Source organism: Paraburkholderia bengalensis, from assembly GCF_037126505.1.
In the GTDB taxonomy this organism is placed as follows: domain Bacteria; phylum Pseudomonadota; class Gammaproteobacteria; order Burkholderiales; family Burkholderiaceae; genus Paraburkholderia; species Paraburkholderia bengalensis.
In genome coordinates this window covers 86,278-107,863 of the sequence record NZ_JACFYJ010000018.1, presented here as the reverse complement: position 1 = coordinate 107,863, position 21,586 = coordinate 86,278, and the positions used below count along the sequence as shown (strand labels likewise).

Below are 21,586 nucleotides of genomic sequence, written 5' to 3'. Positions count from 1 at the left end.
GCCTTCCCGGCGCAGCATCACGTGCACGCGGCGATAGCCATAGTGCACACGCGTCTGCGTGATCTCCCTGATGCGCATGACGAGCGCGCTTGGGTCGCGCGCCACGGACTGATAGCTGTACACCGAACGGGACAGCTTCAATACCGCACAGGTCTGCCGCTGGCTCGCGCCAAAGCGATGCATCAGGTGTGTTGCGAACTCACGCAGCCGGGAAGGCTTCAGGCTCTTTTTGCCTCCACATCCTGCAACATCGGCCTTGTCCAGTGACAGGTCAGCCACCAGTCTTTTGAGCTTCGCGTTTTCTTCCTCGAGCTGCTTCATGCCCCGCACTTCCGAGGGCGACAGCCGCCGAACTTCGTACGCCAGTTATAAAACGTCGCATCGCTGATGCCCATCTTGCGACACACCTCGGCTACGGGTGTACCCAGCTCGGCCTGCTTCAGCGCGTAGGCAATCTGCTCGTCGGTGTACCTGCTCTTCTTCGCGGCATGACCTCCTGGTCGCAGTTCCTGAATCATGCCGGATTTTTCCACCTCTGACTGGTCCGGAATTCCGGGTCAGCCTCAGCTTCCCGCGAGCCCGAGCGTGAAGCCGGTGGTCTTAACCTCATGCGTTTGGTCGTGGTGCGTCGTACCCGTGGCCGCATCGATAATCACGTTTGCGCCCGTGCCAACTATGTTCTGCCCCGCGATCAAGTCGCTGCCCGTGACATGCAGATCGTTGCCGGCTGACAGATGCAGACTGCCATCCGTGCTGCCGATTAGGGTCGCATTGTTCGTCACGACGCTATCGTGCGTCGTGTCTTTATGATCGTTCGAGCCATATGAAATGCCCACGCCGCCCGAACTACCCAATCCCGTTTTCAGATCCTCATGAAAGTGACTGCTCTCTTCTCACGCAATTGGGTCCTTGGTATTTGAGCCTTCGGCTTGGAACCCGCTACCGGTGCTATGCCAAGTGTCGTGCTGAACTATGTCAGTGGGCACCTCATATTGAGTTGGCCACTTCCGCCAGTACAGGTTTCGTTTGTTCCCCACCAACGCATGGCAGCAATTGATGCGCATCCCCGAACACCGCACAACGTTGCTCGGCGCTTGTGACGCCGGAACGCCTTCTCCAGCACCGTAAGCATTTTGATGTTTGACGAAGAGAATCCCGGTGACGAGGAATAGCGGTTGGGCCCGCCGTTGCGACTTGCCCCAGCCTACGGATGCAGAAATCTTTCGCGTTCTGATACTAGACTGTGAAAACACGCTACGGCGCAGCACATCGTTCCAGGAGAAAAGTCATGAGCATTCTGTTAATTGGCGCAAGCGGGAGAACGGGTCGGCTAGTAGCCGAGAAATTGCATGCCTCTGCCATCCCGTTCTGCCCGTTGATACGCAACCCGGCAAAAAGCGATGCTTTCGAGCGGTTCGGCGTCCGGCCGCTCATTGCCGACCTGTCTGGCGATTTCTCGCATGTGTTCAGCGGCGTACATACCGTCATTTATACCGCCGGCTCGGCAGAAACCGAGGGCGCGGAGCAAGAACGCCTGATCGACCGCGACTCGATCATCAAGTCGGTCGATTACGCAAAGCAAAGCGGTGCGGGTCTTTTTGTCGTTATCAGTACATTGCTTGCGTACGCGCCGGAACGCTCGCAGCAAGCACTGCAACACTACGCGCAAATGAAACGCGAATCGGACGACTACGTGATTGCTAGCGGGCTCGATTACCTTGTGCTGCGCCCCGGCACGCTGACAATGGAGCCGGGAGTCGGAACCATCCAGATCGTGTCGAATGCCGACGCTGCGGGCGACCCGGTGGCGCGTGAAGACGTGGCCGAGGTCGTTCTCGATGCGCTCAAGGCGCGCCTGGCGAACAAGGTAATTGGTTTTGCAGGAGGGGACGTGCCTATCGTAGATGCGTTAGCCCGCGTGTAGCCCTGCGACCGCTTTCTCGAACGCATACCGCATGCCTTGGCGTTCTTCAGGCGAAGTCCGCGGATGAGTCTGCCTGTCGAAGGCAGTATTCTGGATTGACAGACTGATTTCGATCGACGCGACGCCTTGATGATCCGAGTCTGACGGCGGCGACTCAGGTCAACTGTCGGATTGGCCGCCTTCGCGGGGCGGCCCTCCTTGCTGTCGCTGCGCGTGCACCACGCGATCACGCTCTGCTTGCGCCGCGATCGTCGCGTCGACCGGGTCATCACGCTGCCGCATCAGCCAGTAGACGATCCCGAGTGCCACCAGCGCAAATGCAAGCGCCGCGATCTGGGCAGGCGCACTGGCCGGATCGAGAATGATGAATTTGCGGGCGATTGCCAGCAGCGCAACCAGAAGCACCGTTTTGACCTGCACGATGTGATCGCGCCGCGCCATTACACGCGTAATCGAATGCTTGAATTCCATCGCGATCAGCAGCGTCATGACCATACCGAAGATGGTCTGATACACCGCGTGATCCAGCGGGTTCAGCGCGTCCGCGACCAGCAACGAAATCACCGCGTGGATCAACTGCCAGAGCGACACGAGGATAATGATAGAGATGACGAAGCTCAGCACATGCGCGACAAGCTGCTCGAATCGTTCATAGAAGGTGAGCATGTCCCACTGCAGACGCAACGCATCGAGATCCTTGCGTAGCCAGCTTTTCTTACTTTCCATGACTCGACTCCCGAAAGGCCGTCGCTGCGCATCGAGCGCACCGCACGTGCATGGATTGCGCACGCGCCGTGCATGCATAGTCCATTCGACGGTCGTAACGCACATGCTACGATCCTTCGCGTTTGCGCGGCTTCTTTATGGATCGCTGCCCAAAACAGAACTGACGTATTCGGTTATTTGATAACAACGAACAGCGGTCGAACCATTCTCGCGCTTCTGATAAAGATCCCTGTCGAGTATTCGATGAGGTACTGAGCCGCAAGCAGGTCCATTCACTGTACCCCAACGAGCGCGAGATGGATTGCGCCATTTTGGCGGCGCCAGCTCGCTAGGGGCATTTCCTGTTTTTGGTGCTATACCGTGTCCGTCCCTCGGCCACCCGCCACGCAAGCGAGCCGCACGGTCTCCAGTGGCCCCTCAGTATTCGATGGTGATCCGATTGTCGACCCACATCACACCGGGGGCAAGCCATGCGATCCGCTCAGCCTCCTCCCGCGCAGCCCATGTGCGAACCGTGCCGCGCAGGACGACCTTATTACCTTCGGCCTCCACCGTGATGTGCTGTGCGTCGACTTCCGCGTTGCGCTTGAACGCGTCCTCGATCTTGTGTTTGAGGTTCTCGGGCTCGACCTTCGGCTTGATCTCGATCTCGTTTATCAGGCCGGTTACGCCGCTCACTCCCAGCGCCGTGTCGGCGGCACGGCGACGTTGGTAGTCCCATTCGACTTCGCCCTTCAGCGTCACGTTTCCGTCCCTGACGACGGCCTTGATGGTGCCCGCCGTATCTGGCAGTTCGGCCTTCAGTTCGGCAATGATCTCGCGCACGATATCCGGATCGGGGCGCTTGTTGATCAGCGGCAAGCGCACCTCCACATCGTTTGCGATTCCCCTGACACCGCGCACACGCGTCGCATCCTCTTCGGCCTTGCGCCTTTGCCGGAAGCTGCGCGCGAAACCCGACAACGTGACCGCGCCGTCCTTGACCGCAACCCCGATATCTGAAGGATCGATGTCCCGATCCCACTTCAGTTCGTACTCCACGTCTCGCTTGATGTCTTCGTCGGTTCTCATCGCTGCTCCTCGGTTTGTTGACGGACTGACGCTCGCACGCGGGCCACGCCAGTGCCACACGAATCGGGCCACGGTAGGGCGCGCCGAGACGATTTTCTTCCTTACGTCTGTGCAGTTTTTACGCAATGCCGCCGTACGTTCGCATCTGAAAGCCGCGCAGCAGGAGCTGCAGAGATCCGACACGTCCTGCAGGAATCAGGAAGAAGTGCAAGCCACAAGAATCTAGTGTTGATGCCATCGCCGTATCGTCAGGGATCGGTGACGTGTATCTGCTTGTTGTCATGTCGCGATTTCTGATCTGCGTGATGGAGGTGACGATCTCTGCTTCCAACGGCCGTAATTGCGTGCGCGTAACGGCGGTGCGACAGCGAGATTCCGCTGGTATGACAAACGCAAGTCGCGTCGACATCCGGAAGGAAGCGCCGATGACCTTGGATCAGCAACTCGACGAAGCGCTCGGAGAGACCTTTCCTGCGAGCGATCCAATCGCCGTTCACCCCGAGCCCGAACAACCCGCGAAGACGCAAACTCAGTCGTCGCCGGTACTAAGGCAGACCAGGGGATCACGCCGAAGTGACTGACGCCGACTAACCGACGCGTCTATAGCAGCACTTTTCGGAGCCAATATGGCTGAGACGGAAATCGCGCCCGGGGCCGCCGGGCAGCACGACGAGCAGGTCTCGCCGCGCAAGCTCTTCGAACCCGTAAAGGTCGGACCCTACAACCTGCGTCATCGTGTTGTGATGGCGCCCCTGACGCGTTCGCGCGCAAGCCGACCAGGCAACGTTCCGACGCAGCTCAATGCCTGCTATTACGCGCAGCGCGCAACGGCCGCGCTCATCATCAGCGAGGCGACGCAGGTGTCGATGCAAGGACAGGGCTATGCATGGACGCCTGGAATCCATAGCCGCGAGCAGGTCGAAGGCTGGCGGCTCGTGGCCGACGCCGTGCACGAGACGGGCGGGTTGATGTTCATGCAGCTGTGGCACGTCGGACGCATATCGCACCCCTCGTTGCAGCCCGATGAAATGCTGCCCGTTGCGCCCTCTTCTGTTCGGCCGAAAGCGGAGGCGTTCATCGAGAACGAGCGCGGCGAAGGTGTCGTCGCGCCTTGCGTCACACCTCGCGCGCTACAGGTCGAAGAGATGCCGTATCTCGTACGCCAATACTCAAGGGGTGCGCGCAACGCAAAGGCTGCCGGAATGGACGGCGTCGAAGTGCACGCGGCGAACGGGTATCTGCTCGATCAGTTTCTGCTGTCCGGCTCGAACCGCCGCACGGACGAATACGGCGGATCGAGCGAGCGTCGGGCCAAGCTGCTGTTCGAGGTGATCGAAACGGTGTGCGAAGTATGGGGGCCGGAAAAAGTCGGCGTCCGGCTGTCCCCTCTCGGCACCTTCAACGACATGCATGACCACGATCCCGAGGCGACCTTTTCTTACGTCATCGAGAAGCTTAATCGATACGGGCTGGCTTATTTGCACATCGTCAATCCCGCGCTGGCGGCGACGGGTGAGGACGTCGCTTTCACGGAGCGCGCGAAACGCATGAGCGAGACGATACGCCGCACCTACCGTGGCGTGTTGATGGTCGCGGGCGGATTCGACGGCGGCAGCGCGGAAAGATGGCTCGAGGACGGCAACGCGGACCTGATCGCGTTCGGACGCCTGTTCATCGCCAATCCCGACCTCCCGGAACGCTTGCGGTCGCGCGCTCCGCTCAATTCGCCGGACCCGTCCACATTCTACGGAGGCGGCGAGCGCGGATATACCGACTATCCGTCGCTCGCGCAGGAGCGAGGCGAGGCCCCACGGTCCGTCATCGATGGGCGTTGGAGATAACGTGTCGTTGACCGGCCGGCATCGCAAGCGTGACGCGATGCATTGCGATGCCCGCCGAGCCAGCGGCCAATCACACCGAGAGGCGCATCATGGCTGTCACTACCTGGGTTGTCGTTGCCGACGGCAGCCGTGCTCGAATCTTCGAGACGCGGGGACTTAAACTGGACTTGCAGGAAATCGAAGACCTCGTCAATGTCGTCCCTGGTGGACGGACGTTGAGCGAAAAGGATCGCGAAAAATTCGCGAAGACCGTCGCAGACTACATCGAACAGGGACGGCTCCATCAGCGGTATCAGCGATTGCGATTTGCCGCGGAGCCGAAGTTTCTCGGGATGCTCCGCGAGCGTCTGAGCGAAGAGACGCGCCAGATGCTTTTCGAAGAGCTCAACGAAGATCTCTCGGCACTCGATGCGCGCGAAATTCAGGCGCACCTGCAAAGGCATTGACGTCGAATTCCAGAACGATCGTGTGCCGCATGGCGTCTGCCGTCGCGTAGCGATGGAAACAATACCTGGTTGCTCGATGACGACGGCGAAACACCGCATAGCCGATGCTTGCATTCATACCTTATCGTCGAGCATTACAGCCACGGTCCCCGCCTCACCCTGCACGCCTGCATCGAGATCGACTTCATGCGAAGTCAACCCGCCAATGGCTTTTAGCAGCCGGGGCGAGAAGCTCGCGCCGAAGCGCGCGATGAGCGCGCGCCGCGAATTTTCGTCAGCGTTGGACAACGCTCGCAGTTCATCGAGCGGCAGGCCGACGAACAGATCGAGGGGATACGGCGGAGCCTCGGGATCGCCGCCTTTCGGCGGTGTTTCGGGCACGCGAAACCGCAAGCCGGGTTGAAGATGCGAAGCGAGTTCCATCGTCACATCGTATCGAATCGGGCCTTGCAGCGCCGTGACCGCTTCGCTTTGGAGGAAAGGCGCGATCGACTCGAGTCGCGCCAGTTCTTCGTCGCTGAGTAGCATACGGTGCCCCTCTGTTGACACGGAATCCGGCCGCGCGATCTGCCGGGCGCAACGTTCACGTCCGCAACGTTCCCGGCATTCCACGCGCAATCCTGCATCGAACGGGCATTAGCGGGCAGCGAGCATGCCGATAATGAGCCCGCCGATGAGCGCCATCGAAACAGCTTTCCACGGACTATCATGGACGAAATCGTCGGTCGATTCGGAGACAACGCGGTACTTCGATTTAACGACGTCCTGCGCATCCGTGAGCTTCTCCTTCAGACCAGCCAGCGCGGCACCGCTTGCTCGTTCTCCGTTGCCGTCGTTCGGGTTCGCAGACGTCTGGAATGAACCCGCAGAGCCGGACGTCGTGGATAGATGGGACTCGGCCATTTGAACCTCCCGTTTCTGGTTGAATTGCCTCTAACGGACAGCAACTGGCGTGCCTCGCGAAAAGGATGAAGGCGCCAAACCTCATCAACAGATGTCCGCGCGCCCCGGTTTTACAGGCGCTCTATCAGGCGCGGATCTCCCGCTGCGCAATACTCGTGACATGCCGTACGCGCCGCGTTCGCTGCGCCGTGCACGAACAGTGCTGCGTCCGAGCGTCGCGACATCGACACCACGATGGAAGGGGGCGAAGGCTGCAAAGGTAACTCCACCACCTCGCCGCGCGCGATCAGATCGTCGACGAAAAGACGCGGAATCGCCGCCACGCCGAAACCATCACGCACAAGTTGCACGATTACCGAAATCGACGGCGACCCCGTGATGCGCGTGTCTGCGAGCGGTACGCCATTCGCGAGCGCCAGCTTGCCGACGATGTCCTCCAGCGCCCGATACGGCGCAGTTCCGCGCCCGAACGTCAGGATCGGCTGACGCAGCACATGTTTGGCGAGTCCGCTGCGCGAAAGCGGCAGCAGACCCGCGCGCGCTATCCAGTGCACGGGGTAGTTGGCAAGCGCATCGCACACCACCGATTCCTCGTCGCTGCCTTCCACGCGAATGATCAGATCGAGCTCACCCGCCATCAGCCGCCGCTGCAATACCACACTCACGTCCACCGCCAGTTCGACTTCGAGTTGCGGAAAGTCGTCGGCGAGGCGTCGCATGTAATCGGCGAGCCAACTATGCACGACCGTCTCGATCACGCCGAGCCGCAGCTTGCCGCGCATCGCGCCTTCATGCGAGGCCGCGGCCTGTAACTGGCGCGTCGCCTCCACCACGGCCTTCGCATAGCCAAGCAGATATTCGCCGTTGGCCGTGAGCCGGAACTCGCGGCTCTCCCGATCGACAAGCGTGGTATGCAACTCGTCTTCCAGCGACTTCAGCCGTTGCGAGATCGCAGCGGGCGTGGCGTGCAACGCCGTCGCCGTGGTGCGGAAGCTGCGCAGCTTGGCCAGCGTGACGAAAGTCTCGAGAAAGCGCGTATTCATAAGTCGAGGGCCGCTAGGGCGACAAGAAGAACCGCTCCAAAAATCTCAACGTGATCGGGGAAAACCCGCAAACTCGTTAAGAAATTCTATTCATTCAACGCAAATAAAACTAGTTGGCGTCAAATTTTCTTCTTTTCTATGCTTTGTCTGAGCGCAGGACCAACGTTTCGCACCCTTTACGTTGTAGGCAGACAACCCAGAGCCATCCGCACCAGCACGCCGACACCATGACTCCATTCGAATTCCGCCAAGCCGTACGCCATCGCGACTTCCGCGGCCCGACAGCCGGCCATTGCGGCGACTACGCGCAAGCCAATCTCGCGGTTCTGCCCGCCGCGCACGCGCACGATTTCCTGCGGTTTTGCCACGCGAATCCCAAGCCTTGTCCGCTGCTCGGCGTGGGCGAGCCGGGCGATTTCCGCGTGCCGGTGCTCGGGCGCGATATCGACATCCGCACCGACGTGCCCGCCTACAACGTCTATCGCGACGGCGAGCTGAGCGAACGTGTCGAATCGATCGAGACGCTCTGGCAGGACGATTTCGTCGTGTTCGCAATCGGCTGCTCGTTCTCGTTCGAGCAGATGCTCGCAAAGGAAGGCATCGGGCTGCGTCACGTCGAAGAAGGCCGCAACGTGCCGATGTACCGCACCACGATCGCGAACCGGCGCGCGGGCGTGTTCGGCGGCGAACTCGTCGTGTCGATGCGCCCATTGCGCGGCGCCGACGCGATCCGCGCCGTGCAGATCACGAGCCGCTTTCCGGGCGTGCACGGCGCGCCCGTGCATATCGGCGATCCGGCGGAACTCGGTATCGCCGATCTCGCACGCCCTGAGTTCGGCGATGCAGTGACGATGCGCGCAGGCGAGTTGCCCGTGTACTGGGCGTGCGGCGTGACGCCGCAAACCGCGCTGATGGCCGCGAAGCTGCCGCTCGCCATCGCGCACGCGCCGGGGCACATGCTGATGACGGATATCACCAACGCGTCGCTGGCCATCTTCTGATCGCTGCGGCGGCGCTTATGGCGTGACATGGCGCTATCGCCGCGCCGCCAGCCGATTCGAAGCATCACTCGCAGTATCTCGAAGCCATCCGGCTATCCAGCCCGGAGGGAATGACGCATCCCTACGCTCGTGCGCGGCTTCGCTCGTTACTCATGCGTCTATCCACGGGAGCAGCAGATGGACAGCAAGACACTCACGGCAAACGTCGACGATGCTGCCGGCATGAACACAACGGCAGACACGCAAGCGCTTTCCTGGTACGCCGAAGCCAGTCCGCGCGCCCGTCGCGCGTTCTGGAGTTGCAAGGTCGGCTACATGCTCGACGGCATGGACACGCAGATGCTCTCGTTCGTCATTCCGACACTCGTCGCGACATGGGGCATTTCGCTCGCCGATGCCGGCTTCATCGGCACCATGACGTTGCTGTCCTCCGCGCTCGGCGGCTGGGTGGCGGGAATCCTGTCCGATCGCATTGGCCGCGTGCGCACCCTGCAGCTCACCGTGCTTTGGTTCGCCGTGTTCACTGCATTGTGCGGACTCGCCCAGAACTACGGCCAGTTGCTGGCGGCGCGCGCGTTGATGGGCTTTGGCTTCGGCGGCGAGTGGACGGCGGGCGCCGTGCTGATCGGCGAAGTGATCCGTGCACGCGATCGCGGCAAGGCGGTCGGTCTCGTTCAGTCGGGCTGGGCGCTCGGCTGGGGCATGGCCGCTCTGCTCTACGCCGTGCTGTTTTCCGTCATGGCGCCGGAAATCGCGTGGCGCGCGTTGTTCCTGATCGGCCTCGTGCCCGCGCTGCTTGTGCTTTTCATCCGCCGCTATGTGAAAGAACCCGAAGTATTCGAGCACGCTAAAGTTCACCAGAAACACACGCAGGACACGCCGCGTTTCACCGAAATCTTCTCGCCCAGACTGCTTTCGACGACCGCACGCGCCGCTCTGCTCACGACGGGCGCACAGGGCGGCTACTACGCCATCACGACGTGGCTGCCGACGTTTCTCAAGACCGAGCGTCATCTGACCGTGATGGGCACGGGCGGCTATCTCGCGATGATCATCGCGGGTTCGTATGTGGGCTATCTGTGCAGCGCGTGGCTCACGGACCGCATCGGCCGCAAACCGAACTTCATTCTGTTCGCGCTCGGTTCGATGGCGATCGCCTTCGCGTACACCGCTTTGCCGCTCACCAATACGTCGATGCTGTGGCTCGGCTTTCCGCTCGGTTTCTTTGCGTCGGGCATCTTCTCCGGTATGGGCGCGTTTCTCACCGAACTCTTTCCGACCCGCGTGCGCGGCTCCGGTCAGGGGTTTTGCTACAACGTCGGCCGCGCGATCGGCGCACTGTTCCCCGTGCTGATCGGCGCGCTGTCGAGCCGCTTCGGTCTCGGCACGAGCATCGGCCTGTTCGCGGTGGCTGCGTATGGCGTGCTGATCATCGCCGCGCTCACGTTGCCCGAAACACGCGGCCGTGAACTCGAATCGGCCTGAACTGCGCGCTGTTCACCGCATTGCCTGCACCTCATTACATTTTTCGCATCAAGCCCACGACATGATGAAGCACGATCAAGCCTCCGATGTTTGCACGCCGTCCCGCTGGCAGTTCTGGATCGACCGCGGCGGCACCTTCACCGATATCGTCGCGCGCCGCCCGGACGGCACGCTCATCACGCACAAGCTCCTTTCAGAGAACCCCGAACAGTATCGCGATGCGGCCGTCGCCGGCATTCGTCATTTGCTCGGTCTGGAGGCGGGCGTTGCCATCACGCCGCGCCACGTCGAGATGGTCAAAATGGGCACCACTGTCGCGACCAATGCCCTGCTCGAACGCAAGGGCGAACCCGTCGCGCTCGTCACGACACGAGGCTTTCGCGATGTGTTGCGAATCGCGTACCAAAATCGTCCGCGGCTCTTCGACCTCGACATCGCATTGCCCGAAGCGCTTTATGAGCGCGTGGTGGAAATCGACGAACGCATGAGCGCACAGGGCGAGATCGTCGCGCCGCTCGACCGTGTCGCGGCTGAGCGTGCACTGCGCGAGGTCTACGACGGCGGCATCCGCGCGCTCGCGATCGTGCTGATTCACGGCTATCGCCACACGTCGCATGAACGTGAGCTGGCTGAGATCGCGCGTCGCATCGGTTTCACGCAGATTTCGGTGTCCCACGAAGTCTCGCCGCTGATGAAAATGGTCTCGCGTGGCGACACGACCGTCGTCGATGCGTATCTGTCGCCGATCTTGCGCCGTTACGTGGATCAGGTCGCCCACGAAATGCCGGGCGTGAACCTGCAGTTCATGCAAAGCAGCGGCGGACTGACGCGCGCCGACGTCTTTCAGGGCAAGGACGCGATTCTCTCCGGGCCGGCGGGCGGTATCGTCGGGATGGTGCGCGCAGCGCAGGCGGCAGGCTTCGAGCGCGTGATCGGCTTCGACATGGGCGGCACGTCGACGGACGTGTCGCACTTCAACGGCGAGTTCGAGCGTGTGTTCGAAACGCAGGTGGCAGGCGTGCGCATGCGCGCGCCGATGATGAGCATCCATACGGTGGCAGCAGGCGGCGGCTCAGTGCTCGACTTCGATGGCGCGCGACTGCGGGTCGGCCCGGAATCGGCGGGCGCCAATCCCGGCCCCGCAGCGTACCGGCGCGGCGGCCCGCTCGCGGTCACCGACTGCAACGTGATGCTCGGCAAGATCCAGCCCGACTATTTTCCGCGTGTGTTCGGTCCACACGCAAACGAGCCGCTCGATCGCGCTATCGTCGCAGACCGTTTTCAATCCCTCGCTGATGACATTTTCGCGGCAACGGGCCAGCGCCGCACGCCGGAAGAACTGGCCGAAGGCTATCTGGAGATCGCTATCGGCAGCATGGCGAACGCAATCAAGAAGATTTCGGTGCAACGCGGCCACGACGTCTCGCAGTATGTGCTGACCACGTTTGGCGGCGCGGGCGGCCAGCATGCCTGCGGGGTGGCCGACGCGCTCGGCATGACGCGCGTGTTCGCGCATCCGCTCGCGGGCGTGCTCTCCGCGTACGGCATGGGACTCGCGGATCAGACGGCCATGCGCGAACGAGCACTGGAAATCACACTCGACGAAGCATCGGTGCCTGTACTGAAAGCCGCACTCGATGCGCTCGCGAACGAGGCGACACGCGCACTGCTCGACCAGAGCGTGGACCCCGCGCGTATCTCGACCGAGCGGCGCGTGCATTTGCGTTACCAGGGCACCGATTCGTCGCTTGCTGTGCCGGCGGGCAGCGTCGACGACATGCGCGCCGCGTTCGAGGCGGCCTATCGTCAACGCTACGCGTTTTTGATGGCGGACACGCCGCTTATCGCAGAACTCGCGTCCGTCGAAGCCATCGGCCATTCCGATGCGCCTGTCGATACGGGTAGCCTGCCGAGGCGCGCGGCAGACGACGCGCTTCGCGCACAGACGACCGTTCGCATGTACTCGGGCGGTCAGTGGCACCATGCATCGCTCTATCAGCGCGACATGCTATGCGCCGGCGACACGCTCGACGGTCCGGCGATCATCGCTGAGAAGAACGGCACGACTGTGGTCGAACCGGGATGGCAGGCGGAGCTCACCGCACAGGGTAACGTGGTGATGACGCGCGTGCAGCCGCTCCCCACGCGCCGCTCGATCGGCACCGAGGCAGACCCCGTTCGCCTCGAAATCTTCAACAACCTGTTCATGTCGATTGCTGAGCAGATGGGGTTGCGCCTGCAAAATACGGCGTACTCGGTGAACATCAAGGAACGTCTCGATTTTTCGTGTGCGATCTTCGACGACGAAGGCAACCTGATTGCCAATGCGCCGCACATGCCGGTGCATCTGGGCTCGATGGGTGAAAGCATCCGGACGGTGATCGAGCGCAATCGCGGCGCCATGCGCGATGGCGACGTGTTCATGCTCAACGACCCGTATCACGGCGGCACGCACTTGCCCGACGTGACCGTCATCACCCCCGTATTCGCGGACGGATCGTCCGAACCGCTCTTCTACGTCGGCTCGCGCGGCCATCATGCGGACATCGGCGGCATCACGCCCGGCTCGATGCCGGCATCCTCGTCGCATATCGACGAGGAAGGCGTGCTGATCGACAACTGGCAGCTCGTGCGCGCAGGCGTATTGCGCGACGCCGAGACGCGCGCGTTGCTTGCGTCGGGCCGCTATCCCGCACGCAATATCGCGCAGAATATGGCCGATCTACGCGCGCAGGTCGCCGCGAATCAGAAGGGCGTGGACGAATTGCGCCGCATGGTCGCGCAATTCGGCCGCGACGTGGTGCTCGCTTTCATGCGTCACGTGCAGGACAACGCCGAAGAGGCGGTGCGCCGCGTAATCGGCGCGCTCAAGGATGGCAGCTACCGCTACGAGCTCGACAATGGCGCGGTGATCGACGTCGCGATTCGCGTCGATGCCGCGACCCGCAGCGCCACGGTCGATTTCAGCGGCACGTCTGCGCAACTGCCCAACAACTTCAATGCGCCGAAGGCGGTCTGCATGGCAGCGGTGCTCTATGTGTTTCGCACGCTCGTTGGCGACGATATCCCGCTCAACGCGGGTTGCCTCAAGCCGTTGTCGGTGCTCGTTCCGGACCGTTCGATGCTCAATCCGGTATATCCGGCAGCGGTGGTGTCGGGCAATGTCGAGACGTCCTCGGCCATCACCAATGCGCTGTATGGCGCACTCGGCATCGTGGCATCGAGCCAGGGAACGATGAACAACTTCACCTTCGGCGATGCCCGCTACCAATACTACGAAACGATTGCAGGCGGCAGCGGCGCGGGCAACGGTTTCAGCGGCGTCGATGCCGTGCAGACGCACATGACCAACTCGCGCCTGACTGATCCCGAAGTACTCGAATGGCGCTACCCAGTGCGGCTCGAATCGCATCTGATCATGGCGAAATCGGGTGGCCTCGGGCGCTGGCACGGCGGGAACGGGGCGATCCGGCGCATTCGCTTCCTCAAACCGATGACGGCATCGATTCTGTCGAATAACCGCATCCATGCGCCTTTCGGCGCGTGTGGCGGACGGGCAGGACGGCGCGGCAGCAATCGGGTCGAGCGCGCGGATGGTCAGGTCGTTGCACTAGGTCACATCGCGAGTGTCGACATGGAGGCGGGCGATGTGTTCGTGGTCGAAACGCCGGGGGGGCGGTGGTTTCGGTGAAGTTTGACTCCCGCACAGTGGGGGTTGCGTCCAGCGTGGTCCAGGCGTGCCACGCTGGATGTTGAACTGTCAGCCGTGGGTAAGGTACATCTCCGGGGTAAAGCGGCCGTTCGAGGGTCCCGGGCGCCTTCAATGCGAACGGCTCCGAAACTGGCCGGGTAAACCCGCCTGGTTCCCGCCAGTTTGGCCGGACACTCGTGCTTTCAACGGACGGCACCCTCGGCCTCGATGAGAGGCTGCAAGTTTGCATGATGATGCGGTGCATTCGTTGCGATCCGCGACAGGTTCTTCACCGCCGACCTCCAACGGCGGAGCGCTAAACATTAATTGTTTCTGCGGCCCGCCCGCCCAGCGCTGCCTGCTTGATGTAAATCAACGATCATGGGTTCGCGCCCGCTAACGTCGAACCACTGATTCGCCTGTCACGCAGATGCCTCCGACCGGCCCACGGCTGGTACAGATTTCGCATGCAGGTCCCATCGCGCGACGTGCGCAATAGCTGTCTATCGGCTTTCAACGACACTCGCGCGGCGTGATACGCCAGCCGAGGCTCAAGACAACAAGGTTGCCTCGGCCGGGAGAAGCAATACAAGGAGGAGACAATGCAGCAGTCTGCAAGTCCATTGGCCTGTGCCAGCGGCTGGAGTAGTCCATCGATCCAGAAAGCGCATGAGCGGTCGGAAAAGTTCGGGCTCAAGGCATTGATGCGGCCCGACTATGACGTGTTGACGGGCGGTGAACTGCGAATGAAGCTCGAGCAGAACCGCGCGCTCAGCGCTCACGCGATGCCCGTCATGGAGACGCTGCGCGAACAGATCGCGAACACGCAAAGCATGATCGTACTCACCGACGCGCAAGGACTGATCCTTCATTCAGTAGGCGACGACGACTTTCTCCGGCGTGCTGAAAAGGTTGCACTCAAGGCGGGGGCCAACTGGGCGGAAGAGCGGCAAGGCACGAATGCGATCGGCACTGCGATCGCAGATCGCTGTCCGACTGTCGTGCATGGCGACCAGCACTATCTGGCCGCCAATCGCTTCCTGACCTGCGCTAGCGTGCCGATTCTCGATCCGTACGGCGATCTCGCGGGCGTGCTCGATGTGACAGGCGACCATCGCAGCTATCACCAGCACACCATGGCGCTGGCAAAGATGTCCGCGCAGATGATCGAAAACCATCTGTTCACGAGTACGTTTCGCCATACGCTCCAGATCGCGTTTCACGCCCGGCCGGAGTTTCTCGGCACATTGATGGAAGGCATCATGGCCTTCACGTGCGACGGGCGTTTTCTCTCCGCCAATCGAAGCGCGCAATTCCAGTTCGGGCTTCCCCTCGCCGCAATGCGCGCGCATACGTTGTCATCCCTCTGCGGATTGACCACGCCTCAATTAATCGACCGTCTGCGCACCAGTCAGGGACACCCCATTTCGCTCGCGCTGAACAATGGGACGGTAGTATGCGCAAGCGTCGAATTTCGCCGTCCGACGCTTGGAGAGTCCGTTCAGCTGCCCGTTGCATTTGACCCTGCTACGCCGCCCGCTGTACGCCACGCCCAGCCAGCACGTTCCACTCTGGTCGACAGCTCACCGTCGAAGCTTGCATGTCTGGATACGGGCGATGGGCAGGTTTCGACCGTCATCGAGAAGGTTCGCAAGGTGATCGGCAAGGATATCCCTATCCTGATCACCGGCGAAACGGGCACCGGCAAGGAGCTGCTCGCGCAGGCAATTCACAATGACTCGCCGCGCCGCTCGGGCCCATTTGTCGCCGTCAATTGCGCGTCCATCCCCGAGAATCTGATCGAATCGGAACTCTTCGGCTATGAAGAAGGCGCGTTCACGGGTGCACGTCGTAAGGGTGCGGCAGGCAAGCTGTTGCAGGCCAACGGCGGCACCCTCTTTCTCGACGAAATCGGCGACATGCCGTATCCGTTGCAAGTGCGTCTGCTGCGAGTTTTGCAGGAACGCGTGGTGGACCCGCTGGGCTCGAGCAAATCGGTGCCCGTCGATGTCGCCATTATTTGCGCCACTCACCGCAACCTGCGCGAGATGATCGCCCAGAACCGGTTCCGCGAGGACCTGTACTACCGGCTGAACGGGCTGGTCGTCAAACTGCCGCCGCTGCGCGAGCGCACCGATCTCGCTGTCGTGATCGAAAAGATGCTGGTCTCGGTGCGATCCGAGCAGGCTTCGGACGCGCCGTTGAGCGTCGCCGGCGACGTCATGACGTTGTTCGAGCAATGTGCGTGGCCGGGCAACTTTCGGCAGCTTGGCAATCTGTTGCGCACAGCCGCCGCAATGGTCGACGACGACGGGCAGATCAGGCGCGAGCATCTGCCTGAAGATTTCTTCGAGGATTGCCGCTGTGTCGCCATGCCCGGTGGTCAGCCAGCGGGTGATCCGATGCAACCGCCCGGTGCGCGGCTGCAGGACGTCGAAGCCTCGGCGATCGCCGCCGCAATCGCGCAGCACAATGGCAACGTCTCGGCAGCGGCGCGCATGCTCGGCATTTCGCGCAATACGGTCTATCGCAAGATGCCGCCACTCGGTACAGGCCGGGCCAATTAGAAGCACGAACGCGCCGCGCGTCATGCTCGGCGGTTTGCATGCTGCGCAAACAGGTGTTGCATTTCGCAACACCTGTTCCAGATCTGAACGCTGTGTTCAGTGCCCTCGCCCATACGGTATCAAGCGATTCGCGATTGGCCGATCCCGCGCGGTAGCCGCCGGTTCGAACGAGCACACATCAATGGCACACGACTTGCCGTGACCATCGCGCGGCCGATCCGCAGGCACACTCCGCTCTGCCGAAGGCGTCGCACGATCACTCAAGGAGACATTGATGAAGACAACTTCGATCCCGGCCACGCGCTTCGCGCTGCTCGCAGCAGGCGTCGCGGCAACCACCACCCTGAGACCGGCAATGCGTATCGTTGCCGCGTGTCTCGCGCTTGCATCGATGCCTTCCATTGCCAGCGTGAAAATCTGTACGTTTCCGGGCAGCCCGACCGCATCGCTCGATCAAGCCGTCGCGCGGGACGTCTTTGCTGCTGCGGGTATTACGGCGCAACTGGTCCAGCATGGCATTGGCGACGGCGACGATGACGGTGTCTCGCTCAAGGAACTCAATCGCACCCTGGCACGCGACTGCGATGTCATCGCAGGCTTTCCGCTTTCAACTGTGGCGGATGCATCCGGTGGGAAACTGACGTTCTCCCGCGGCTATCTGCGCGCGGGCTACGTGAGTATCGCTGTGTCTGATGCAAACCCGGACAGTGCCGTAAAGGACATCGTCGCGGCAACCTATGCGAGCCCCGCGCAATTGATCGCCGTGCAAACCTCAAACGCGAAGCTGCACCTGGAAAACACGTCGGCGCTGACCATCGAGGCAGTGGCGAAGGGTCAGGCACAGCGCGCAATCGTCTGGTATCCGGCGGTAGTGGCTTATCAGCATGCGCATCCGCAGCAGCATTTCATCATCGCACCCGCTCATTCGCCGTACTCGGATTGGCAGCTTGTCTTCGCCTTCGGTGCGCGCACAGCGGCACTCCGTGACCGGATCAATGCCGCCATGAGCGCGTTATCGAACAATCAGCGACTCTCGACCCTCACTCGCGAATGGGCGCTGCCCCGAAATGCGACCGATGCGGCCGCTGCTGCCAAAGTCGACGCGATGCATGATCGAGGCGAATCGACATTCGCCTCGATCATGCATGCATCCTCAAACGTCGCGCGTCCCGGTTCACCGGGACTGTGACGACGCACAGCGTGCGCACGTCGACAGACCCACCGAAGCCTGCCCTACGCTGTTGCACCTGATGTTCCGTTTCGCAACACGTGTGCTCCGGATCCGGACAGCGCCCTGCTGCACAAAACGTCGGATGCGGCGCAAAGCTTCGGCACAGAGCTTGCGTTGTACCACCCCGACCGCAATCCAGACAGCGGTTTTCAACCCGGTCATCAAGGAGACAGCCATGCAGTGGACGACACCCGCCTACACCGATCTGCGTTTCGGTTTTGAAATCACGATGTACATCGCCAATCGCTGACGTCATGTCGCATTGCCGTCGCACGTTGCATGCAGCGCGCGACGGCACACGGAGCCGTCATCATGAAGATCAGGGTTCTCGGTTCGGGCGCAGGCGGCGGACTGCCGCAGTGGAACTGCAACTGCACGAACTGCAGCCGTGCGCGTCGCCGACTGGACGACGTACTGCCCCGCACACAATCGTCGATCGCTGTCAGCGACGACGGCGTCAACTGGATTCTCATCAACGCCTCGCCCGATCTTCTCACGCAGTTGCGTGAGCATCCCGAACTGCAGCCCGCCCGTTCGATTCGTGACACGGGCATTGTGGCCGTGATGCTCGTCGATGCGCAGATTGATCATGTGACAGGTCTGCTGATGATGCGCGAACGCACCTCGCCGCTGCCCCTTTATGCGACCGCGCCTGTATTCGATGACCTGTCGGGTGAACTGCCGATCGTACCGCTGCTCGGCCACTATTGCGGCGTGCAACAGCACGACATCACACCCGGCGAGCCATTTACCATTGCGCCCGTCACAGGCGTGCGCTTCACGGCGATTCCCGTCAACAGCAATGCACCGCCCTATTCCGCGCGCCGCGATATGCCGCTTCCAGGCGACAACATTGCGTTGCTGATGGAAAACGTCGCGACAGGCGCTCGCGCGTTCTACGCACCGGGCCTGGGTGAAGTCACGCCGCAAGTGCGCGATGCGATGTATGCGTCGCAACTGGTGATTGTCGACGGCACTTTCTGGTCCGAGAACGAAATGATTGCGCACGGCCTCTCTGGAAAGCGCGCCAGCGAAATGGGACATCTCGCGCAATGCGGCCACGACGGCAAGCCAGGCATGGTGCAGTGGCTCGACGCATTGCCGGGCTCCACGCGCAAGGTATTCATTCACATCAACAACACGAATCCGATCCTCGATCCGCATTCAGCCGAATACGCAGTGATTCGTGCGCGCGGCATTGAAGTGGCGCGAGACGGAATGCATTTTCAGGTATAACCATGAACGCCCCCTTACCCGCCCTTGCGCACGCGCACGAAACGCCCTGGTCCGAAGCTGAATTCGAAGCGCGCTTACGCGGCATGAACGCGCGCTATCACATCTATCATCCTTTCAACCAGCGGCTCAACAGCGGCCGATGCACACCCGCTCAGTTGCGCGGGTGGGTCGCCAATCGCTTTTACTATCAGATCAACATTCCGCTCAAAGACGCGGCGATTCTCTCCAATTGCGACGATCGCGAAACGCGCCGGCTATGGGTGCAACGCTTGCTGGATCACGACGGCTACGCGGGCGAGCCCGGCGGAATAGAAGCATGGGCACGTTTGGCCGACGCCGTTGGAATCGATCGCGATGCGCTCTGGTCATGCGAGCAGGTGTTGCCAGGCGTGCGGTTCGCCGTTGACGCGTATGTGAATTTCGCCCGACGTGCCCCCTGGCAGGAAGCTGTGTGCTCATCGCTCACGGAGATGTTCGCGCCGAAGATCCACCAGGATCGCCTCGCCGGATGGCCGTCGCTCTATCCATGGATCGACGATGAAGGGCTGCAGTATTTCCGGCATCGCATTCCCCTCGCGCAACGCGATGTCGAACACGGTCTGGCCGTCACCTTGCAGCACTTTCGCACGGCCGCCGAACAGCAGCGCGCGCTCGATATCCTGCAATTCAAGCTGGACGTCCTGTGGTCTATGCTCGACGCAATCGAAAAGGCCTATCCCCTATGAATCCGACGCCCGAAAACACCAGCGCGAACGTGCGCCCGCAATTGCGCCAACTCTTCCGCCTGCAATGGGAACCGGTGCAGGATGCGTATGTGCTGCTCTATCCCGAAGGCATGGTGAAGCTCAATCCGAGTGCGGGCGAGATACTGTCGCGTTGCGATGGCACGCGCGAACTCGACGACATCATCGGTGAACTCGAAACCCTCTTCGATACGTCGGGTCTCGCAACCGACGTGTACCAGTTCATCGATCACGCGCGGCAACGCGGCTGGCTGGAATGAAATGGACCGTGCAAATCCGGTTGCTCGACATTGCTCGTCACAGCCGCTGTGGCTGCTCGCGGAGCTGACGTATCGGTGTCCGCTGCACTGCGCGTTCTGCTATAACCCGCTCGATTTCGCGCAACTCGACGACGAACTCGATACAGCGACATGGCTCGACGTCATCACCCAGGCGCGTGAACTTGGCGCCGCGCAAATCGGCTTCTCCGGCGGAGAACCGCTGCTGCGCGACGATCTCGAAACATTGGTCGAACATGCCCGCCGTCTCGGCTTCTATACGAATCTGATCACGTCGGGCGTCGGCCTCAATGAAACACGCATCGAAGCGCTCAAGCGAGCGGGCCTCGATCATATTCAGCTTTCGTTTCAGGATTCGTCGCGCGAAATGAACGACTTTCTGTCGAGCACACGCACCTTCGAACTGAAGCAACGCGTCGCGAAGCTGATCAAGGCGCACGGTTACCCGATGGTGCTCAACTGCGTGCTGCATCGATACAACCTGCCGCATGTCGCGCAGATCATCGACATGGCCATCGAGATGGGTGCCGAGTACCTCGAACTCGCCAACACGCAGTACTACGGCTGGGCAATGCTCAACCGTGCACAACTGATGCCGACACACGAGCAATTGGTCGAAGCGGAAGCGACGGTCAACCGGTATCGCGAACAGCACGGCAACCGCTGTCGCATTCTTTTCGTCGTGCCCGATTACTTCGAGTCGCGACCCAAGGCCTGCATGAACGGCTGGGGATCGGTTTTTCTCGGCGTCGGCGCCGATGGTGCGGCACTACCCTGTCATGCAGCCCGCCTGTTGCCGGGGCTCGCGCTGCCGAACGTGCGCGACGCGACGCTGGCCAGCATCTGGCACGAGAGCGCCGCATTCAACGCGTTTCGCGGCGACACGTGGATGCGCGAGCCATGCCGCTCCTGCGACGAACGCCATCACGATCATGGCGGCTGCCGCTGCCAGGCGTATCTGCTGACGGGGGATGCCGCGGCCGCCGACCCCGTCTGCGCGAAGTCGTCAGCGCACGGCGAGATTGAAAAGGCTGTGGAGTTCGCACGTGCGCCGATGCGGGAACGCGATGTCCAGCCAATCGTGTTCCGCAGCCGAAGCGAATCGCTGCGCCTTGCATCAGCAGCGGGTCATATCGCCGGTGCCGAAGATTGACACCAGCGGGCAACGCCTCTTGATTCGCTACTGCACCGCTGAAGATCGCATGCGCTGTCACGTTTGGCAACAGCCGGTCTGATCCAGTGCTCCACGATGTAACACACCCGATCTCTCATGTGCGATGCGAGTTCGAACCATGCCATGGCCAGTCCACACCAAGCGTGGATGCAGGCAGGTTCCTCTCCCATGTCATGGTCAATGGCATGTGAATTGCCTTAATGACCCGCAGCCTTTACGCAGATAT

Annotated in this window: 18 protein-coding genes and 3 pseudogenes; 14 read left to right on the top strand and 7 right to left on the bottom strand. The window is 61.6% G+C overall.

Features of this window, described 5'->3' with window-relative positions; genetic code table 11:
* Nucleotides 1-518, bottom strand: a pseudogene (locus H3V53_RS13900) (transposase); the annotation flags it as partial.
* Between the two features lie 45 nt (nucleotides 519-563).
* Nucleotides 564-878 (bottom strand): annotated as a pseudogene (locus H3V53_RS13895) (hemagglutinin repeat-containing protein); the annotation flags it as partial.
* Between the two features lie 410 nt (nucleotides 879-1,288).
* On the opposite strand from H3V53_RS13895, the gene H3V53_RS13890 reads away from it, so the two are divergent.
* Nucleotides 1,289-1,924, top strand: coding sequence for an SDR family oxidoreductase (locus H3V53_RS13890; protein ID WP_336598402.1), 636 nt, complete (start codon nucleotides 1,289-1,291; stop codon nucleotides 1,922-1,924).
* 159 nt (nucleotides 1,925-2,083) lie between these two features.
* On the opposite strand, the gene H3V53_RS13885 is transcribed toward H3V53_RS13890, so the two are convergent.
* Together H3V53_RS13885 and H3V53_RS13880 are read right to left on the bottom strand one after the other, a co-directional pair.
* Nucleotides 2,084-2,650, bottom strand: coding sequence for a phosphate-starvation-inducible PsiE family protein (locus H3V53_RS13885; protein ID WP_336598401.1), 567 nt, complete (start codon nucleotides 2,648-2,650; stop codon nucleotides 2,084-2,086).
* Between the two features lie 417 nt (nucleotides 2,651-3,067).
* Nucleotides 3,068-3,721, bottom strand: a complete 654-nt coding sequence (locus H3V53_RS13880; protein ID WP_336598400.1) for a BON domain-containing protein — start codon at nucleotides 3,719-3,721, stop codon at nucleotides 3,068-3,070.
* 263 nt (nucleotides 3,722-3,984) lie between these two features.
* Between H3V53_RS13880 and H3V53_RS13875 the strand changes: the two genes are divergently transcribed.
* Genes H3V53_RS13875 through H3V53_RS13865 form a run of 3 tightly spaced genes read left to right on the top strand, consistent with a single transcriptional unit; the run spans nucleotide 3,985 to nucleotide 6,008 of the window.
* Nucleotides 3,985-4,302, top strand: coding sequence for a hypothetical protein (locus H3V53_RS13875; RefSeq protein WP_336598399.1), 318 nt, complete (start codon nucleotides 3,985-3,987; stop codon nucleotides 4,300-4,302).
* A gap of 45 nt (nucleotides 4,303-4,347) precedes the next feature.
* Entirely contained in the window at nucleotides 4,348-5,562 is a 1,215-nt protein-coding gene (locus H3V53_RS13870) for an alkene reductase (protein ID WP_336598398.1), read from the top strand.
* A gap of 47 nt (nucleotides 5,563-5,609) precedes the next feature.
* Nucleotides 5,610-6,008, top strand: a complete 399-nt coding sequence (locus tag H3V53_RS13865) for a host attachment protein (RefSeq protein ID WP_336598397.1) — start codon at nucleotides 5,610-5,612, stop codon at nucleotides 6,006-6,008.
* A gap of 114 nt (nucleotides 6,009-6,122) precedes the next feature.
* Here the strand turns inward: H3V53_RS13865 and H3V53_RS13860 are convergent, their stop codons facing one another.
* From H3V53_RS13860 to H3V53_RS13850, 3 genes are all read right to left on the bottom strand, one after another.
* On the bottom strand, nucleotides 6,123-6,536 hold the full coding sequence (locus tag H3V53_RS13860; protein ID WP_336598396.1) for a hypothetical protein: 414 nt from the start codon (nucleotides 6,534-6,536) through the stop codon (nucleotides 6,123-6,125).
* 108 nt (nucleotides 6,537-6,644) lie between these two features.
* Nucleotides 6,645-6,911, bottom strand: a complete 267-nt coding sequence (locus H3V53_RS13855; RefSeq protein WP_336598395.1) for an ElaB/YgaM/YqjD family protein — start codon at nucleotides 6,909-6,911, stop codon at nucleotides 6,645-6,647.
* Between the two features lie 110 nt (nucleotides 6,912-7,021).
* Nucleotides 7,022-7,954, bottom strand: coding sequence for a LysR family transcriptional regulator (locus tag H3V53_RS13850; protein WP_336598394.1), 933 nt, complete (start codon nucleotides 7,952-7,954; stop codon nucleotides 7,022-7,024).
* Nucleotides 7,955-8,175: 221 nt separating this feature from the next.
* Here H3V53_RS13850 and H3V53_RS13845 point away from each other — a divergent pair.
* From H3V53_RS13845 to pqqE, 10 genes and pseudogenes are all read left to right on the top strand, one after another.
* Nucleotides 8,176-8,955: pseudogene (locus H3V53_RS13845) on the top strand (putative hydro-lyase); the annotation flags it as partial.
* Between the two features lie 177 nt (nucleotides 8,956-9,132).
* A complete protein-coding gene (locus H3V53_RS13840) occupies nucleotides 9,133-10,440 on the top strand; it encodes an MFS transporter (RefSeq protein ID WP_419539495.1) in 1,308 nt (435 codons plus the stop codon).
* 61 nt (nucleotides 10,441-10,501) lie between these two features.
* Nucleotides 10,502-14,131 carry a hydantoinase B/oxoprolinase family protein gene (locus H3V53_RS13835; RefSeq protein ID WP_419539494.1) on the top strand — a complete coding sequence of 1,210 codons (3,630 nt, stop codon included), beginning with the start codon at nucleotides 10,502-10,504 and terminating at the stop codon, nucleotides 14,129-14,131.
* 602 nt (nucleotides 14,132-14,733) lie between these two features.
* Nucleotides 14,734-16,698 carry a sigma-54-dependent Fis family transcriptional regulator gene (locus H3V53_RS13830; RefSeq protein ID WP_336598393.1) on the top strand — a complete coding sequence of 655 codons (1,965 nt, stop codon included), beginning with the start codon at nucleotides 14,734-14,736 and terminating at the stop codon, nucleotides 16,696-16,698.
* 274 nt (nucleotides 16,699-16,972) lie between these two features.
* Entirely contained in the window at nucleotides 16,973-17,887 is a 915-nt protein-coding gene (locus H3V53_RS13825; RefSeq protein ID WP_336598392.1) for a type 2 periplasmic-binding domain-containing protein, read from the top strand.
* A gap of 217 nt (nucleotides 17,888-18,104) precedes the next feature.
* Nucleotides 18,105-18,179 (top strand): pyrroloquinoline quinone precursor peptide PqqA, encoded by a 75-nt coding sequence (pqqA, locus tag H3V53_RS13820; RefSeq protein WP_006410019.1) that lies wholly within the window; start codon nucleotides 18,105-18,107, stop codon nucleotides 18,177-18,179.
* A gap of 62 nt (nucleotides 18,180-18,241) precedes the next feature.
* The gene (gene pqqB, locus H3V53_RS13815; protein ID WP_336598391.1) at nucleotides 18,242-19,165 is read left to right on the top strand and encodes a pyrroloquinoline quinone biosynthesis protein PqqB; all 924 of its coding nucleotides are present in this window, start codon (nucleotides 18,242-18,244) and stop codon (nucleotides 19,163-19,165) included.
* A 2-nt stretch (nucleotides 19,166-19,167) separates the two neighbouring features.
* Entirely contained in the window at nucleotides 19,168-19,890 is a 723-nt protein-coding gene (gene pqqC, locus H3V53_RS13810; RefSeq protein ID WP_336598390.1) for a pyrroloquinoline-quinone synthase PqqC, read from the top strand.
* A complete protein-coding gene (gene pqqD / locus H3V53_RS13805) occupies nucleotides 19,887-20,168 on the top strand; it encodes a pyrroloquinoline quinone biosynthesis peptide chaperone PqqD (RefSeq protein WP_336598389.1) in 282 nt (93 codons plus the stop codon). Before pqqC ends, pqqD begins: the two co-directional genes overlap by 4 nt.
* 1 nt (nucleotide 20,169) lies before the next feature.
* Nucleotides 20,170-21,339: a pyrroloquinoline quinone biosynthesis protein PqqE gene (gene pqqE, locus H3V53_RS13800; RefSeq protein ID WP_336598387.1), complete on the top strand. Its 1,170-nt coding sequence runs from the start codon at nucleotides 20,170-20,172 to the stop codon at nucleotides 21,337-21,339.
* The last annotated feature ends 247 nt before the right edge of the window (nucleotides 21,340-21,586 follow it).